The following is a 16,024-nucleotide window of genomic DNA, read 5'->3' as shown; positions in this document are numbered from 1 at the left end:
TGGGTATGACGACTCCCCAGGTCGTCGTCCACCGGGACAAGGAACTGATGGCCCAGGCCACCGCGGCCCGGCTCATCACGAAGGTCGTGGACGCGCAGGCGGCCCGCGGCACCGCGTCCGTCGTCCTCACCGGCGGACGCAACGGCAACGGCCTGCTCGCGGCGCTGGCCGCCGCCCCGGCGCGGGACGCGATCGACTGGGCCCGGCTGGACCTGTGGTGGGGCGACGAGCGGTACGTCCCCGCCGAGGACCCCGAGCGCAACCACACCCAGGCCCGCGAGGCCCTCCTGGACGCGGTCCCGGTGGACCCCGCCCGTGTGCACGTGATGCCCGCCTCGGACGGCCCGTACGGGGCCGACGTGGACGCCGCGGCGGCCTCCTACGCGGCCGAGCTGGCGAAGGCGGCCGGCCCCGAGGACCACGGCCCGGTCCCCCGCTTCGACGTGCTGATGCTGGGCGTGGGCCCGGACACGCACGTGGCCTCGCTCTTCCCGGAGCACCCGGCGGCCCGCGAGACCGAGCGCACGGTGGTCGGCGTGCACGGCGCCCCCAAGCCGCCGCCCACCCGGATCTCACTCACGCTCCCGGCGATCCGGGCGGCCCGTGAGGTCTGGCTGCTGGCCGCGGGCGAGGACAAGGCCGGCGCGGTCTCCCTGGCCCTCGGCGGCGCGGGCGGGGTCCAGGCCCCGGCCGCGGAGGCGTACGGCCGCTCGCGCACCCTGTGGCTCCTGGACCGGGCGGCCGCGGCCAAGCTCCCGACCGGCATGTACCCCCCGGCCTCCTCCTGACGACGGCCGACGCAGAAGGGCCCGCCCCCCCGATCCCGGGAGGCGGGCCCTTCTCGCACCTGGGTCAGCTACGGCCGCGCAGCGTGCGGTACGTGGCCACGAGGGCCTTCGTCGAGGCGTCCAGCCCCGGCACGTCCGCGCCCTCGCTCAGCGCGGGCTCGATGCGCTTGGCGAGCACCTTGCCGAGCTCGACGCCCCACTGGTCGAAGGAGTCGATGTTCCAGACCGCGCCCTGGACGAACACCTTGTGCTCGTAGAGCGCGACGAGCTGGCCCAGCACCGCCGGGGAGAGCTCGCCGGCCAGGATGGTGGTGGTCGGGTGGTTCCCGTGGAAGGTCTTGTGCGGGACCAGCGACTCCGGGGCGCCCTCGGCGCGCACCTCGTCCGCCGTCTTGCCGAAGGCCAGCGCCTGGGTCTGCGCGAAGAAGTTCGCCATCAGCAGGTCGTGCTGGGCCGCCGGGGCCGCCTCCAGTTCCGCGACCGGCCGGGCGAAGCCGATGAAGTCCGCGGGGATCACCCGGGTGCCCTGGTGGATGAGCTGGTAGTAGGCGTGCTGCCCGTTGGTGCCGGGCGTGCCCCAGACCACCGGGCCCGTCTGCCAGTCCACCGGATTGCCGTCGCGGTCCACGGACTTGCCGTTGGACTCCATGTCGAGCTGCTGCAAGTACGCCGTGAAGCGCGAGAGGTAGTGGCTGTAGGGGAGCACCGCGTGCGACTGGGCGTCGAAGAAGGCGATGTACCAGATCCCCAACAGGCCCATCAGCAGCGGGACGTTCTCGTGCGCGGGCGCCGTACGGAAGTGCTCGTCCATGGTGTGGAAGCCGCCGAGCAGCTCCCGGAAGGCGGCCGGGCCGATCGCGATCATCAGCGAGAGGCCGATGGCCGAGTCGAAGGAGTAGCGTCCGCCGACCCAGTCCCAGAACTCGAACATGTTGGCCGGATCGATGCCGAAGTCGGTGACCTTCTCGGCGTTGGTCGACAGTGCCACGAAGTGCCGTGCCACGGCGGCCTGGTCGCCGCCGAGCCCGGCCAGCAGCCAGCCGCGCGCCGAAGTGGCGTTGGTGATGGTCTCGACGGTGGTGAAGGTCTTGGAGGCGATGATGAACAGCGTCTCGGCCGGGTCCAGGTCCCGCACGGCCTCGTGCAGGTCCGCGCCGTCGACGTTGGAGACGAAGCGCACCGTCAGATCGCGGTCGGTGAAGGCGCGCAGGGCCTCGTACGCCATGGCCGGGCCCAGGTCGGAGCCCCCGATGCCGATGTTGACGACGTTCCTGATCCGCTTGCCGGTGAAGCCGGTCCACGCCCCCGACCGGATCCGGTCGGAGAAGGCGGCCATCTTGTCGAGCACGGCGTGCACCTCGGGGACGACGTTCTCGCCGTCCACCTCGACGACCGCGTTCGCCGGTGCGCGCAGGGCGGTGTGCAGCACCGCCCGGCCCTCGGTCGTGTTGATCTTGTCGCCACGGAACATCGCCTCGCGCAGCTCGGCCACCCCGGTGGCCTCGGCCAGTTCGCGGAGCAGCGTGAGCGTCTCGTCGGTGACGAGGTGCTTCGAGTAGTCGATGTGCAGGTCGCCGACCTGCAGGGTGTAGCCGGCGCCGCGGCCCGGATTCTCCTCGAACAGCTCCCGCAGGTGCGTCTGCCCGAGCTCCTCCCGGTGCTTGCCGAGTGCCAGCCACTCGGGCGTCCGGTTGAGCTTCGTACGGCTGCCTGCATTCATCTCGGACATCAACCCACTTCTTCCGTCCTGTCGTGCCCCGCCGTTCTCCAACTTAAGGGATCACAAGCGGCAGAACGCACACAAAGAGGCCCGGTCCGACAGGAGAAGTTCCTGTGGGACCGGGCCTCGTGTCACGCTCTTCGGGCCGTCTCAGATCTCGCCGCGGAGCTTGGCGAGCGCCTCGGCGAGGATCGCCTCGCCGTCGGCGTCCGAGCGCCGTTCCCGTACGTACGCCAGGTGCGTCTTGTAGGGCTCGGTGCGCGGCGGCGCGGGCGGGCTGTCCCGGTCCTGGCCGGCCGGGAACCCGCAGCGCGGGCAGTCCCATGTGTCCGGCACCTGCGCGTCGCTGGCGAAGCTCGGCTGCGTCTCGTGCCCGTTCGAGCACCAGAAGGAGATGCGCAGGCGGGGCGCGGACTCGCCGCGCTCTGCCTCACCCATCGGCCCCGCTCCGACCCGGCTACCACGGATCGCGTTGCCACTTGCCACGGTCGTAACTCCCTGCGTGATGGTGCCGCGGAGTGTGTGTGGATTTCCCGCCGCGGAGCGCCCAAGTCTACGTAAGGCCCAACGCACGTCCAGTGAGCGGAGTTACTGATTCCACGCCATGAACGCCGACCCCCATGATAGGCCGGGTGGTGCCGACCGGACTGCCGGAATGGCCAGAACGGTCAGCTGCTCGACTTCATCAGCAGGCCGAGCGCGACGATGCACGCGAACCACAGCAGACCGACGACCACGGTGATGCGGTCCAGGTTGCGCTCCGCGACGGAGGAACCGCCGACCGACGACTGCATACCGCCGCCGAACATGTCGGAGAGGCCGCCGCCCTTGCCCTTGTGCATCAGCACGAGCAGCATCAGCAGGGCGCTGAAGACGATCAGGGCGATCGAGAACCCCATAATCACGGCTGATTCCTACTTTCTGGCTTTTCAGGCTTTCCGGCTTTGCGGGGATGTGCGCGGGGGCCAGCGGCTGATGGTTCAGCCCCTGGCCCCCGCAAGGGTACGACGGATCGGCCCTACCGCATACTCACTGGTCGCGGAAGCGGACGATCTTGACGAACTCCTCCGCGTCCAGCGCCGCGCCGCCGATCAGGGCGCCGTCGACGTCGGGCTGGGCCATGATCGCCGCGATGTTCCCGGACTTCACGGAGCCGCCGTACTGGATGCGGACCTTGTCGGCCAGCTCCTGCGAGTACAGCTCGGCGAGACGGCCGCGGATCGCCCCGCAGACCTCCTGGGCGTCGTCGGGGGTGGCGACCTCGCCGGTCCCGATGGCCCAGACGGGCTCGTACGCGATCACGATGGACTCGACCTGCTCGGCGGGGACGCCCGCCAGGCCGCCGTCGAGCTGGCTCAGCGTGTACGGGACCTGCTGGCCGGCCTTGCGGACGTCCAGGCCCTCGCCCACGCACAGGATCGGGGTGATCCCGTGCCGGAAGGCGGCCTTCACCTTGGCGTTGCAGATCTCGTCGCTCTCGCCGTGGTACTGGCGGCGCTCGCTGTGGCCGACGGCCACGTACGTGCACTTCAGCTTCGACAGCATCGGGCCGGAGATCTCACCGGTGTAGGCACCGGAGTCGTGCGCCGCGATGTCCTGGGCGCCGTACTTGATCTTCAGCTTGTCGCCGTCGACCAGGGTCTGGACCGAACGCAGGTCGACGAAGGGCGGCAGGACCGCGACCTCGACGGCGTCGTAGTCCTTGTCCGCGAGGGCGAAGGCGAGCTTCTGGACGTGGGCGATGGCCTCGAGGTGGTTGAGGTTCATCTTCCAGTTGCCCGCCATGAGCGGGGTGCGCGTGGTCATACGGGTTCAGCCCTCCAGGGCGGCGAGGCCGGGGAGCGTCTTGCCCTCGAGGTATTCGAGGGAGGCGCCGCCACCGGTCGAGATGTGGCCGAATGCATTCTCGTCGAAGCCCAGGATGCGGACCGCGGCGGCACTGTCGCCGCCGCCGACGACGGTGAAGGCGCTGCTGTCGAGCAGGGCCTGGGCGATCGCCGAGGTGCCTCCGGCGTAGTCGGGGTGCTCGAAGACGCCCACCGGGCCGTTCCAGAAGACGGTCTTCGCATCGGCGATCTTCGACGCGTACAGCTCGCGCGTCCGGGGGCCGATGTCCAGACCCTCCTTGTCGGCGGGGATCTTGTCCGCGTCGTCGGTGTCGAAGTCGGCCGGGGTCTTGCCCTTGAGGTCCGGGAACTCCGAGGAGACCAGCACGTCGACCGGGAGGACCAGCTCGACGCCGGTCTTCTCGGCGCGCTCCATGTACTCCTTGACCTTGTCCACCTGGTCCTTCTGGAGCAGGGAGATGCCGACCTCGTAGCCCTTGGCGTGGAGGAAGGTGTAGGCCATGCCGCCGCCGATGAGGATGCGGTCGGCCTTGCCGAGCAGCTCGTCGATGACGGCCAGCTTGTCGGAGACCTTGGCGCCGCCGAGGACCACCACGTACGGGCGCTCGACCTCGGCGGTCAGCTTCTTCAGGACGCCGACCTCGGTGGCGATCAGGTACCCGGCCGCGTGCGGGAGGCGCGCGGGCAGGTCGAAGACCGAGGCGTGCTTGCGGTGCACGGCGCCGAAACCGTCGCCCACGTAGACGTCGGCGAGCTCCGCGAGCTGGTCCGCGAAGGCGCCGCGCTCGGCGTCGTCCTTGGACGTCTCGCCGGCATTGAAGCGCAGGTTCTCGATGACGGCGACCCGGCCGTCGGTGAGGGCCGCGACGGTCTCCTTGGCGGAGGCGCCGACGGTGTCGGTGGCGAACGCGACGTCCGCACCGAGGAGTTCGCCGAGGCGCGCGGCGGCCGGGGCCAGCGAGAACGCCGGCTCCACGCCGGTGCCCTTCGGGCGGCCCAGGTGCGAGGCCACGATGACGCGGGCGCCGGCTTCGGCGAGCTTCGCGATCGTCGGCTGGACGGCGCGGATGCGGCCGTCGTCGGTGATGGCGCCCTCGGCCAGCGGGACGTTCAGGTCCGCGCGGACGAAGACCCGCTTGCCCTTGACGCCTTCGGCGAGCAGTTCATCGATCGTCTTCATGTATTTCTACTCCTTTGAGCCTTCACTCGAAGGGCGAGGAAGGAAAAGACGAGGCAAGCAACAGGGCCCGTGCGGCGCTTCGTTGCGCTGCTCGGACCCTGTACTCACATCGTGGTGCCTTGCCCTACGTTCTTAGAGCTGACCGCCGACGAAGACGGTGAGGTCGACGAGACGGTTGGAGTAGCCCCACTCGTTGTCGTACCAGCCGACGACCTTGACCTGCGTACCGTCCTGAACCATGGTCAGTGAGGAGTCGAAGGTGCAGGACGCGGGCCAGTTCACGATGTCGGAGGAGACGATCGCGTCCTCGGTGTAGTCGAGGATGCCCTTGAGCTGCCCCTCCGAAGCCTTCTGGAAGGCCGCGTTGATCTCCTCGACCGTGGTCTCCCGGGAGAGCTCCAGGACCAGGTCGGTGACCGAGCCGGTCGGGACCGGGACGCGCATGGCGATGCCGTCCAGCTTGCCCTTGAGCTGCGGGAGGACCAGCGCGGTGGCCTTGGCGGCACCGGTGGAGGTCGGGATGATGTTCTCGGCGGCGGCACGCGCGCGGCGCAGGTCCGAGTGCGGGAAGTCCAGGATGCGCTGGTCGTTCGTGTACGCATGGACCGTCGTCATCATGCCCTTGACGATGCCGAAGTTCTCGTCGAGGACCTTGGCCATCGGCGCCACACAGTTGGTGGTGCAGGAGGCGTTGGAGATGACATGGTGGTTGGCCGCGTCGTACTTGTCGTGGTTGACGCCCATCACGATGGTGATGTCCTCGTCCTTGGCCGGAGCCGAGATGAGGACCTTCTTCGCGCCCGCGGCGATGTGCTTGGCGGCGTCGGCCTTCTTGGTGAAGATGCCGGTCGACTCGATGACGATGTCGGCGCCCAGCTCACCCCAGGGGAGGTTGGCGGGGTCACGCTCGGCGAAGGTCTTGAAGGTCTGGCCGCCGACGGTGATGCTGTCGGCGGTGTGGGAGACCTCGGCCTTGAGGCGGCCCAGGATGGTGTCGTACTTGAGCAGATGCACCAGGGTCGCGTTGTCAGTCAGGTCGTTGACACCGACGATCTCGATGTCCGCTCCCTGCTCCAGGAGCGCCCGGAAATAGTTACGGCCAATGCGGCCAAAACCGTTGATGCCTACGCGGATCGTCACGAACCGATCTCCTCGTTGGTGCGCCGGTAAGAGCGCCGGCGAGCTGTATGGGATGTCCCCGACCGCTTACGACCCTACCTCTCCGTGAGCTTTTGGGTGACATCGGTCGGGACCTGACACTCCCCCTACTTCACGGGGGTAACCCGCCGGGGTCCCGTTCCGGACGCTCCGGAACGGGACCCCGGGACTTTGGTCGCCGTCACTCAGGGTGAGCAACTGCCGGGGTTCTGCTCAGCGGTGCAGCGTGCGAAGCGCCTTACCGACGAGTAGGGCACGGTCCGCCGCGGTGGGCATGTGTTCCAGGCCGAAGCCCAGCAGCACCGTGTCACGCGTGGTGACGGCCGCGTAGGACGTGAACAGCTCCCCGGTCCGGGACCAGTCGCCCGGTACGTCGGGACTTCCGGCCGGTGCGCCCTGGGCCGTCCAGACGCCGAGCGACGTCTCGAATCCCTCCACGGGCTGGTCCGCGCCCTTGACGGAGAGGCGTGCGTCGTCCGCGAAGACTCCGCGGCCGCCCGAACCCGGGTCGGTGATGTAGGAGAGCGAGAGCTCGACGGTCTTGCCCGCGTAGGCGCTCAGGTCGAAGGAGACCTGCTTCCAGCCGCCGGAGGAACCGGTGAAGCTGTTCCACTGGCCGCTGGTGCCCTGCGGGGTGCAGCCGCCGGAGTCGAGCGTGAGGTAGCGGCGCAGGAACGGGTGGCCGTTCATGAAGAATCCGGCCGCGCACTCCTCCGGGACGGTGGTGCTGCTCAGACCGCCCTTGTCCGCCAGGGTGGTCCAGTCGTCGCCGCCGGCGGTCCGGGCCTCCAGGGCGGCGTGGTCGTAGCCCTCCTCGGTGTTCCAGTTGAGCGCGAGCTTCAGCTGGGGCTGGTCGGCCGCGGTGACCCCGGTGAGGTCGACCGTGCGCACGAGGCGCTTCCAATCGTCGTCGGTGTGCAGGGCCGAGGCCATGCCGGCGCCGGCGTAGGGGGCGTACGGGTTCACGACTCCGGCGAAGCTGCCCGCCTGGGCGCTCCTGAACTGCGGGAACTGCGCGGGCGCCAGGGTGTCGGAGGTCACCGTGTACGCGCCGGGGGCGTTCAGCGGGTTGCCCGCGGCGTCCCCGACGTTGCCCCGGGCCCCGTTCAGGGCGCCGGCGCCGGCGAAGCCGGTGGCTCCGGTGGCACTCGTACGGCCGTAGGCGCCGAGCCAGTACTGGCTGAAGTCGTTGGTCACGGCGCGGCCGACCTGGGCGTTGCCGCCCGCCAGCTCACCGGCCTCGATCAGCTTGCCGCCCTCGTTCAGGAAGTCGCGCACCGCCAACTGGGTCTCGCCGCCGGGAGACTTGGCTCCCGTGTAGTGGACGGCCGTACCGAAGTGGGAGAGGACGCCGAGGTGGTGCGGGGCGCCCTGGACCGCAACGTCCCAGACCGCCGCGGACCTCCCGTTGGCGCACAGGGCGTCGACGTAGGTCTGGGCGTGCTGAGCCTTGGCCCCTTCCTCGGCGATCACCAGGACGTCCGCGCGGGGCCGCTCGGCCACCGTGTACGTGAAGTGCTCGCTGGAGACCTGCTTGCCGGAGCGGTCGCGGCCGGTGAACCAGACCTCGACCTTGTCGCCGGGCTTCGCGCCGTCGACCTCGGCGCGGTACTCGTCGAACCAGTTGTTGTCGTCGCCGCCGTAGACGTCGCCGCCCTTCCAGGGCTTCAGGTCCTCGTCGTGCGTGCGGCCGCCGTTGATCCTGAAGTTGACCTCCTTGTCCTTCAGCGCCTTGCGGGCCGTGACGGAGACCGTCTGGTCCTCGCCGCGGGCCACGTAGGAGGTGGCGAAGGCGTCCACCGTGAAGTCCGCGGCGCTCAGGCCCACCGGGGAGGCCGGACGGTCCGGGTGCGCGGCGCTCTCGCCGACCGAAAGCGCGAAGGGGACGTTCTTGGCGAACTCCGCCTGGATGAGCTTCTCGTCGTCCGGGAAGTTGAAGCCGGAGGCGCAGTCCTCGGGCTTCCACTGGTCGTTCGGGTCGCTCGCCGAGGCGGTCTGGCAGGTGGTCATCTCCGGCGTGAACATCATGATGCCGTTGACGTTGGAGGCGTGGCCGTCGGCCTCGCCGTTGGTGGTGTAGAGCTCGGAGGAGACCTGCGGGTAGTAGCCCGGGACGGCCGGGTTCTCCGGGGTGCCGGCGAGCGCCTTGTAGGCGACGTCGTCGGGGGTGGGGGTGGCCACCTGCCAGCCCACGCCGTAGAGGAGCAGCTCGGCCGCGGAGTGGTAGTTGATGGCGTACTCGAAGCCGATGCGCTTCTCGAAGCGGTCGAGGGCTGTGGTCTCGGGCTCGGAGGAGGCGCTCGGGCCGCGGTAGGTCTCGCTCGCCTGACTCGGCGAGGAACCCTCGTTGTCGTAGCCCCACTTGAAGGCGAAGTTCCGGTTGAGGTCGACGCCGTCGCCGGAGCCCGTCTTGCCGTCGCCGTTGTTGTCGCGCAGGTTCTTGCGCCACAGCCGCTGGCCGTCGGCCGCGTGCGTGTAGTCGTACCCGTCCGGGTTGGCGGAGAGCAGGAACCACAGTTCGCTGGAGTCGACCAGCTTGGTGATCCGCTGGTCCTTGCCGTAGTTGTCGAGCGTGTGGTGCATCAGCCGCCGGGTCATCTCGGGGGTGATCCACTCACGGGCGTGCTGGTTGGACATGTAGAGGACCGACGGCTTGTCGCCGTCCTTGGTCTTCTTGGCGTTCTTGCTGACCTTGAGGGCGAGGATGTCCTTGCCCTGCACGGTCTTGCCGATGGAGACGACCTTGGTGAGTCCCGGGTTCTCCTGTGCGGTCCGCAGGATCTCCTCCTGGAGGCCGCCCTTGCCGCTGTACGGGCGGAACACGCCGTCGCCGGCGGCCCTGGCCCGGGCCAGGCCCTGGGCGGGAACCTTGCGCTCGGCCAGCTTGACGCCCTGGGCTGCGAGTTCCCCGGCCTGGCTGCCGCTGAGGAAGAGCTCGACGCGGGCGGTCCCGGTCTCCGGGGCCCGCTCGGTGAGCTCGTGCGCGTCCTGCCCCGCGGCGAGGACGAGCGGGACCTGTTCCCGGGTGATGTCCGCGTCGTAGACCCGTACCTCGTCGGCGCCTGATGCGGCGCCGGGTCCCGGCTGGGCCTGCGCCGCGGCGGGTAGCACGGCGAGGGTGGTTCCGAAGACGAGTGCGCTTGCGGCGAGGATCGATCTCGCGCGGTGACTCATGTGCCCCCCTGGGCGTCGTCTGCCACGAAAGCGTTCGGACGCCAGACTCAAGACCGGCCCATGCTCATGTCAATGGGGCGTGCGGCAAAGGGGCCCGCACGAGTGATCGCGCGGGCCCCTTCGGCCGAATCGGGACGCCTGTACCCGTTGCTAGCCGGCCATGTTGTCGGCCATCTCCTCGCTCAGGTCGAGGTTCGACTCGGTGCCCGGGATGCCGAGGTCCTGGGCCCGCTTGTCGGCCATCGCCAGCAGGCGGCGGATCCGGCCGGCGACCGCGTCCTTGGTCAGCGGCGGGTCGGCGAGCGCGCCCAGCTCCTCCAGGGAGGCCTGCTTGTGCTCCATGCGCAGCCGGCCGGCGGCGGCGAGGTGCTCGGGGACCTCCTCGCCGAGGATCTCCAGGGCGCGCTGCACGCGGGCTCCGGCGGCCACCGCGGCGCGCGCCGAGCGCCGCAGGTTGGCGTCGTCGAAGTTGGCCAGGCGGTTGGCGGTGGCGCGCACCTCGCGCCGCATCCGCCGTTCTTCCCAAGCCAGCACCGACTCGTGCGCGCCGAGCCGGGTCAGCAGGGCTCCGATCGCGTCGCCGTCGCGGACCACGACCCGGTCCACGCCGCGCACCTCGCGCGCCTTGGCGGCGATGGACAGCCTGCGGGCGGCGCCCACCAGGGCCAGGGCGGCCTCCGGGCCGGGGCAGGTGACCTCCAGGGAGGAGGACCGGCCCGGCTCGGTGAGCGAGCCGTGGGCCAGGAAGGCGCCGCGCCAGGCCGCCTCGGCGTCACAGGTGGCCCCGGAGACCACCTGCGGGGGAAGACCCCGGATGGGGCGCCCGCGGCCGTCCACGAGTCCGGTCTGGCGCGCCAGCTGGTCACCGCCGGCCACGACCCGGACCACGTAGCGGCTGCCGCGGCGCAGTCCGCCGGGCGCCATCACCACCAGGTCCGAGGAATGGCCGAAGATCTCCAGGATGTCCTTGCGCAGACGTCTGGCCGCGATGCCCGTGTCGAGCTCCGCCTCGATGACGATGCGCCCGCTCACCAGGTGCAGCCCGCCCGCGAACCGAAGGATCGCCGAAACCTCCGCCTTCCTGCAGCAGGTCCGGGTGACGGGCAGGCGGGAGATCTCATCCTTCACCGCAGGCGTCATCGCCATGGGCCGATCCTTCCATGCATCCGAAAAATACGGTCGTACGCGGCGGCCAGCAGCTCCGGATCGTGCTTCGGAGAACCGTCCTGCCTGGCCACGGGAGCCAGCTCGACCGCGGCACCGAACCGTTTCGCGGCATCGGAGAGGGACTCGCGGTCGGGCACGGCGGCCTCGTCGGCCAGCACCACGTCCAGGGCGAGTTTAGGGGCGTGTCGGGCCAAAACCTCCAAATGACGCTGCGGAGAGAAGCCCTCTGTTTCGCCGGGCTGCGGTGCGAGGTTCAACGAGAGCACCCGGCGGGCCTTCGTTTCCATCAGCGCGTCGAGCAGTTCCGGCACCAGCAGGTGCGGAATGACCGAGGAGAACCAGGACCCCGGACCGAGCACCACCCAGTCGGCGTCCAGGACCGCGGCCACGGCCTCCGGCACGGCCGGCGGGTCGCTCGGCACCACCTGTACGGAGAGCACCTCGCCCGGGGTCAGGGCCACCGTGGCCTGCCCGCGGACGGTGTCCACGTCCTCGGGGCGGGCCGGGTCGTGCCCCCTGACCAGGGCCTGGAGCTCCAGCGGCACCGCCGACATCGGCAGCACGCGGCCCTGGGCGCCGAGCAGCTTCCCGACCAGGTCGAGGGCCTGGACGGGGTCGCCGAGCTGTTCCCACAGGGCGACGATCAGCAGGTTGCCGACCGCGTGCCCGTGCAGGTCGCCCTCGGACTGGAAGCGGTGCTGGATGACCCGCGCCCAGGTCTGGCCCCAGTCGTCGTCGCCGCACAGCGCGGCCAGCGCCTTGCGCAGGTCGCCGGGCGGCAGCACGCCGAGCTCCTCCCGGAGCCGGCCGCTGGAGCCGCCGTCGTCGGCGACGGTGACCACGGCGGTGAGGTCACCGGTGATGCGGCGCAGGGCGGCGAGGGAGGCCGACAGGCCCTGGCCTCCGCCGAGGGCCACCACCTTGGGCGTGGCGCCGCGCCGGCGGCCGGAGCGGCCCGCACCGTCCTCGCCCCGTCCCGGGGTGAGGCGGCGCAGGCGGCTCAGCCGCGGGGTCCGTGCGGTCACTCGCGCCCCATGTCCCGGTGGACTACGACGGTCTCGACTCCCTCGGAGGCGAGGCGGGCGGCGAGCTTCTCGGACATGGCCACGCTGCGGTGCTTGCCGCCCGTGCAGCCGACCGCGATGGTCACGTACCGCTTGCCCTCGCGGCGGTAGCCGGTGGCGATGAGCTGGAGCAGCTCGGTGTAGCGGTCGAGGAACTCCTTGGCGCCGGGCTGGCTGAAGACGTACCCCGACACCTCCTCGTTGAGCCCGGTGAAGGGGCGCAGCTCCGGGACCCAGTGCGGGTTGGGGATGAAGCGGCAGTCGACGACGAGGTCGGCGTCGACCGGGAGGCCGTACTTGTAGCCGAAGGACATGACGGTGGCCCGCAGCTCGGGCTCCTCGTCCCCGGCGAACTGGGCGTCCATCTTCGCGCGCAGCTCGTGCACGTTGAGGCTGGAGGTGTCGATCACCAGGTCGGCGTCGCCGCGCAGCTCGCGCAGCAGGTCGCGCTCGGCGGCGATGCCGTCGGTGATGCGCCCGTCGCCCTGGAGCGGGTGCGGGCGGCGGACGGACTCGAAGCGGCGGACCAGCGCGTCGTCGGAGGACTCGAGGAAGACGATGCGGCGGGTGACGCCCTTGCTGTCGAGGTCGGCGAGGGACTCGCGCAGGGCGTCGAAGAACTGGCGGCCGCGGACGTCGACGACGACGGCGATGCGCGCCACGTTGCCCTGGGAGCGGGCACCGAGCTCGACCATGGTCGGGATCAGGGCCGGCGGGAGGTTGTCGACGACGAACCAGCCGAGGTCCTCCAGACACTTGGCCGCCGTACTGCGGCCGGCCCCGGACATGCCGGAGATGATCACCAGCTCGGGGATGGCCGCCTCGGCGGTCTCGCCGGGCTCCACTGTCGTGCCCGTACTCACCTGTGCTCCGTCTCGGTCGTGCGTGGTCTCGTGCTCGGTCATTGCTCGGTCCCCCGTTCGGACGATGCTCCCGCTGGCGCGGGGGTCTCATCCTCAATGATCTCTCCTGTCGCCGTGTTGACGGCAGGACCGGCGGGAACCGCCCGGGCGAGGGCCGCGGCCACGGTCTCGGCCGTCTTACGGCCTATGCCCGGGACCTCGCAGATCTGGTCGATTGTCGCCTGTCTCAGCTTCTTCACCGAACCGAAGTGCTTGACGAGGGCCTGCTTGCGGCTCTCGCCGAGGCCGGGCACCTCGTCCAGCGGCCCGGATTTCAGCCGCTTGCCGCGCTTGTTCCGCTGGTACTGGATGGCGAACCGGTGGGCTTCGTCACGGACCCGCTGGAGCAGGTAGAGGCCCTCGCTGGTGCGTGGCAGCACGACCGGGTCGTCCTCGCCGGGCAGCCAGACCTCCTCCAGCCGCTTCGCCAGGCCGCACACGGCGACGTCGTCGATCCCGAGCTCCTCCAGGGCCCGCTTGGCGGCGGCGACCTGCGGCTGCCCGCCGTCCACCACGACGAGCTGGGGCGGGTACGCGAAGCGCTTGGGCCGCCCGTCGTCCTCGGGCACCTCCCCGGCCCCTGCCTCGGCGTCCTCGGGGTCCCACTCCCCCGTCTTCAGCTTCTCCTGGAGATAGCGGCGGAAGCGCCGGGAGACCACCTCGTGCATGGACCGGACGTCGTCCTGGCCCTCGAAGGACTTGATCTGGAAGCGCCGGTACTCGCCCTTGCGGGCCAGCCCGTCCTCGAAGACGACCATCGACGCGACGACGTCGTCACCCTGCAGGTGGGAGATGTCGAAGCACTCGATGCGCAGCGGGGCGCTGTCGAGGTCCAGGGCCTCGGCGATCTCCTCCAGGGCCCGGGAGCGGGTGGTGAGGTCGCTGGCGCGCTTGGTCTTGTGCAGGGCGAGGGACTGCAGCGCGTTGCGGTGGACGGTCTCCATGAGGGCCTTCTTGTCGCCCCGCTGCGGTATCCGCAGGCTGACCTGGGACCCGCGGCGCTCGGCGAGCCACTGGTTCAGCGCCGGCGTGTCCTCGGGGAGCGCCGGGACCAGCACCTCCTTGGGGACGGCCTCGCCCTTCTCCTCGCCGTACAGCTGCTGGAGGGCGTGCTCGACGAGTCCGGCCGTGTCGACGGCCTCGACCTTGTCGGTGACCCAGCCGCGCTGGCCGCGGACCCGGCCGCCTCGCACGTGGAAGATCTGCACCGCGGCCTCGAGCTCGTCCTCGGCCACGGCGATCAGGTCGGCGTCGGTGGCGTCGGCGAGCACCACGGCGTTCTTCTCCATCGCCCGGCGCAGCGCCCCCATGTCGTCGCGCAGCCGGGCGGCCTTCTCGTACTCCATCTCCTCGGCCGCGGCGTGCATCTCCTTCTCCAGCCGGGAGAGGTAGGTGCCGGTGCGGCCGGCCATGAAGTCGCAGAAGTCCTCGGCCAGTTCGCGGTGCTCCTCGGGGGTGACCCGGCCGACGCAGGGGGCGGAGCACTTGCCGATGTAGCCGAGCAGGCAGGGCCGGCCGATCTGGGCGGAGCGCTTGAACACGCCCGCGGAGCAGGTCCGTACCGGGAACACCCGGAGCATCAGGTCGACGGTCTCGCGGATCGCCCAGGCGTGTCCGTACGGACCGAAGTAGCGCACGCCCTTCTTCTTGGGCCCCCGCATGACCTGGACCCGCGGGTACTCCTCGTTGAGGGTGACGGCGAGGGAGGGGTAGCTCTTGTCGTCCCGGTACTTGACGTTGAACCGGGGGTCGTACTCCTTGATCCACGAGTACTCCAGCTGGAGCGCCTCGACCTCGGTGGACACCACGGTCCACTCGACGGATGCGGCCGTGGTCACCATCGTGGCAGTACGGGGGTGCAGGCCGGCGACGTCCTGGAAGTAGCTGGCCAGGCGCTGGCGCAGGCTCTTGGCCTTCCCGACGTAGATCACCCGTCGGTGCTCGTCGCGGAACTTGTAGACCCCCGGGGAGTCGGGGACCTGTCCCGCTGCGGGACGGTAACTGGAAGGGTCGGCCATGCCAACCACCCTACTTGCGCCCACCGACAACGGGCCGTAGCCCTCCGGGCCCGGTCTGCGGATCCGGCCGGTCCGCTGCGCGGAGCTTCCCGGGCTCCGCCCGGACCCGGTCCGGATGCCCGGGAAGCGGCGAAGGGGGCGGGGCGGGGCGGGGTGCCCGCAGGGCCCGGCGTCCGGCGGGAGCCGGGCCCTGCGGGTGCGGGGGCTACGCCGCGGCCGCGGCCCCGGCCCGGCGGCGCCGCAGGACCAGCACCCCGGCTCCGCCCAGCGCCAGCGCCGCGGCGCCTCCGGCGACCACCGCAGCCGGCGTCCCCGCGGGCTCGGCAACGCCCTCGGCGTAGCCGCCCGCCCTACCGCCCTCGGCATAGGCCGACCCGGGCAGCTTGTCCCCGTAGGCCCCGGCCACCCGGGCCCGGTAGGCGGCCAGGGTCGTGCCCCCGGCGCCCACGGCCCGCACGGCGTCCTCGTCCAGCGGCAGCACCCTGCTCCCGCCGGCCACGTACCACGCGTCGATCTGCGGTTCCCGGAACACCGTCCCACCGGGCAGCTTCGCCGCGCCGAGCTGCGCGTAGCGGAACTCGTCGTCGCCGGTGGCGATGTTCACCACCTGCCAGCCCGCCTCCGTCCGCGCCGTCCACAGCGCGGCCTGCTGCCCGTCGGAGGAGACGGCCTTGCTGGCGAGGAACTCCAGGCGGGCGACGGACGCCCCCGCCTTCCCCGCGACGAACTCCGGGGAGAGGTGGTTGACCGGTATCGCCTCCCCCTCGATCCGCGGCTGCGCGGCCGTCGGGGAGACCTTGCCCTCCCGGGCGAAGAACCGGGAGAGGGTGGCCATGGTGTCGGGGGCGGTGGCCGCCTGCGCGGCGGCGGCCTTGTTCTCCGCGGTGGCGGACCGGGGCTGCGGCACGGGAGCCGCAGGAGCCCCCGGGGCCGCGGCGGCCTGCGGGGCGAGGCCGAGGAGGGCGGCGGCGAGGACCGCGGCGGCGGCGGTGGCGCGCAGGGTCAT

13 protein-coding genes are annotated in these 16,024 nt (G+C 71.0%); 1 reads left to right on the top strand and 12 read right to left on the bottom strand.

All coding sequences use genetic code 11. The features are described from left to right. Nucleotides 1-5 precede the first annotated feature (5 nt). On the top strand, nucleotides 6-788 hold the full coding sequence (pgl, locus tag ACGFZK_RS25250) for a 6-phosphogluconolactonase (protein ID WP_393851130.1): 783 nt from the start codon (nucleotides 6-8) through the stop codon (nucleotides 786-788). Nucleotides 789-852: 64 nt separating this feature from the next. Here pgl and pgi read toward each other — a convergent pair whose 3' ends face one another. The 12 genes from pgi to ACGFZK_RS25190 all read right to left on the bottom strand — a co-directional run bounded on the left by pgi (nucleotide 853) and on the right by ACGFZK_RS25190 (nucleotide 16,024). Further along, nucleotides 853-2,508: a glucose-6-phosphate isomerase gene (gene pgi, locus ACGFZK_RS25245; protein WP_393851231.1), complete on the bottom strand. Its 1,656-nt coding sequence runs from the start codon at nucleotides 2,506-2,508 to the stop codon at nucleotides 853-855. Nucleotides 2,509-2,658: 150 nt separating this feature from the next. Next, complete coding sequence (locus tag ACGFZK_RS25240) at nucleotides 2,659-2,994, bottom strand: RNA polymerase-binding protein RbpA (protein WP_308312096.1); 336 nt, start codon at nucleotides 2,992-2,994, stop codon at nucleotides 2,659-2,661. A gap of 182 nt (nucleotides 2,995-3,176) precedes the next feature. After that, entirely contained in the window at nucleotides 3,177-3,407 is a 231-nt protein-coding gene (gene secG / locus ACGFZK_RS25235) for a preprotein translocase subunit SecG (protein WP_030388924.1), read from the bottom strand. Nucleotides 3,408-3,537: 130 nt separating this feature from the next. Then, nucleotides 3,538-4,314, bottom strand: a complete 777-nt coding sequence (gene tpiA, locus ACGFZK_RS25230; RefSeq protein ID WP_393851129.1) for a triose-phosphate isomerase — start codon at nucleotides 4,312-4,314, stop codon at nucleotides 3,538-3,540. A 6-nt stretch (nucleotides 4,315-4,320) separates the two neighbouring features. Then, nucleotides 4,321-5,535 carry a phosphoglycerate kinase gene (locus ACGFZK_RS25225; RefSeq protein WP_393851128.1) on the bottom strand — a complete coding sequence of 405 codons (1,215 nt, stop codon included), beginning with the start codon at nucleotides 5,533-5,535 and terminating at the stop codon, nucleotides 4,321-4,323. A 132-nt stretch (nucleotides 5,536-5,667) separates the two neighbouring features. Then, entirely contained in the window at nucleotides 5,668-6,675 is a 1,008-nt protein-coding gene (gene gap / locus ACGFZK_RS25220) for a type I glyceraldehyde-3-phosphate dehydrogenase (protein WP_393851127.1), read from the bottom strand. A gap of 231 nt (nucleotides 6,676-6,906) precedes the next feature. Beyond that, nucleotides 6,907-9,867, bottom strand: a complete 2,961-nt coding sequence (locus ACGFZK_RS25215) for a M14 family zinc carboxypeptidase (protein ID WP_393851126.1) — start codon at nucleotides 9,865-9,867, stop codon at nucleotides 6,907-6,909. 150 nt (nucleotides 9,868-10,017) lie between these two features. Next, a complete protein-coding gene (whiA, locus tag ACGFZK_RS25210) occupies nucleotides 10,018-11,013 on the bottom strand; it encodes a DNA-binding protein WhiA (protein WP_030009075.1) in 996 nt (331 codons plus the stop codon). After that, a complete protein-coding gene (gene yvcK / locus ACGFZK_RS25205) occupies nucleotides 11,004-12,059 on the bottom strand; it encodes a uridine diphosphate-N-acetylglucosamine-binding protein YvcK (protein ID WP_393851125.1) in 1,056 nt (351 codons plus the stop codon). Before yvcK ends, whiA begins: the two co-directional genes overlap by 10 nt. Beyond that, complete coding sequence (gene rapZ, locus ACGFZK_RS25200) at nucleotides 12,056-13,003, bottom strand: RNase adapter RapZ (protein WP_030720410.1); 948 nt, start codon at nucleotides 13,001-13,003, stop codon at nucleotides 12,056-12,058. Before rapZ ends, yvcK begins: the two co-directional genes overlap by 4 nt. Then, a complete protein-coding gene (gene uvrC, locus ACGFZK_RS25195) occupies nucleotides 13,000-15,018 on the bottom strand; it encodes an excinuclease ABC subunit UvrC (protein WP_393851124.1) in 2,019 nt (672 codons plus the stop codon). The genes rapZ and uvrC overlap by 4 nt, the downstream gene beginning before the upstream one ends. A 205-nt stretch (nucleotides 15,019-15,223) precedes the next feature. After that, entirely contained in the window at nucleotides 15,224-16,024 is an 801-nt protein-coding gene (locus ACGFZK_RS25190; protein ID WP_393851230.1) for a hypothetical protein, read from the bottom strand.

It is taken from the genome of Streptomyces sp. NPDC048257, assembly GCF_043201855.1.
Classification (GTDB): Bacteria; Actinomycetota; Actinomycetes; order Streptomycetales; family Streptomycetaceae; genus Streptomyces.
The sequence above is the reverse complement of the archived record's forward strand: the minus strand, read 5'-3'. Positions and strand labels throughout refer to the sequence as shown.

What these genes read in the sequence shown, in the direction of transcription:
- pgi (WP_393851231.1), bottom strand. Translation starts at nt 2,508, where the DNA reads ATGAATGCAGGCAGCCGTACGAAGCTCAACCGGACGCCCGAGTGGCTG.
- pgl (WP_393851130.1), top strand. Translation starts at nt 6, where the DNA reads ATGACGACTCCCCAGGTCGTCGTCCACCGGGACAAGGAACTGATGGCC.
- rapZ (WP_030720410.1), bottom strand. Translation starts at nt 13,003, where the DNA reads ATGACCGAGCACGAGACCACGCACGACCGAGACGGAGCACAGGTGAGT.
- ACGFZK_RS25225 (WP_393851128.1), bottom strand. Translation starts at nt 5,535, where the DNA reads ATGAAGACGATCGATGAACTGCTCGCCGAAGGCGTCAAGGGCAAGCGG.
- ACGFZK_RS25190 (WP_393851230.1), bottom strand. Translation starts at nt 16,024, where the DNA reads ATGACCCTGCGCGCCACCGCCGCCGCCGCGGTCCTCGCCGCCGCCCTC.
- uvrC (WP_393851124.1), bottom strand. Translation starts at nt 15,018, where the DNA reads ATGGCCGACCCTTCCAGTTACCGTCCCGCAGCGGGACAGGTCCCCGAC.
- tpiA (WP_393851129.1), bottom strand. Translation starts at nt 4,314, where the DNA reads ATGACCACGCGCACCCCGCTCATGGCGGGCAACTGGAAGATGAACCTC.
- whiA (WP_030009075.1), bottom strand. Translation starts at nt 11,013, where the DNA reads ATGGCGATGACGCCTGCGGTGAAGGATGAGATCTCCCGCCTGCCCGTC.
- secG (WP_030388924.1), bottom strand. Translation starts at nt 3,407, where the DNA reads ATGGGGTTCTCGATCGCCCTGATCGTCTTCAGCGCCCTGCTGATGCTG.
- ACGFZK_RS25215 (WP_393851126.1), bottom strand. Translation starts at nt 9,867, where the DNA reads ATGAGTCACCGCGCGAGATCGATCCTCGCCGCAAGCGCACTCGTCTTC.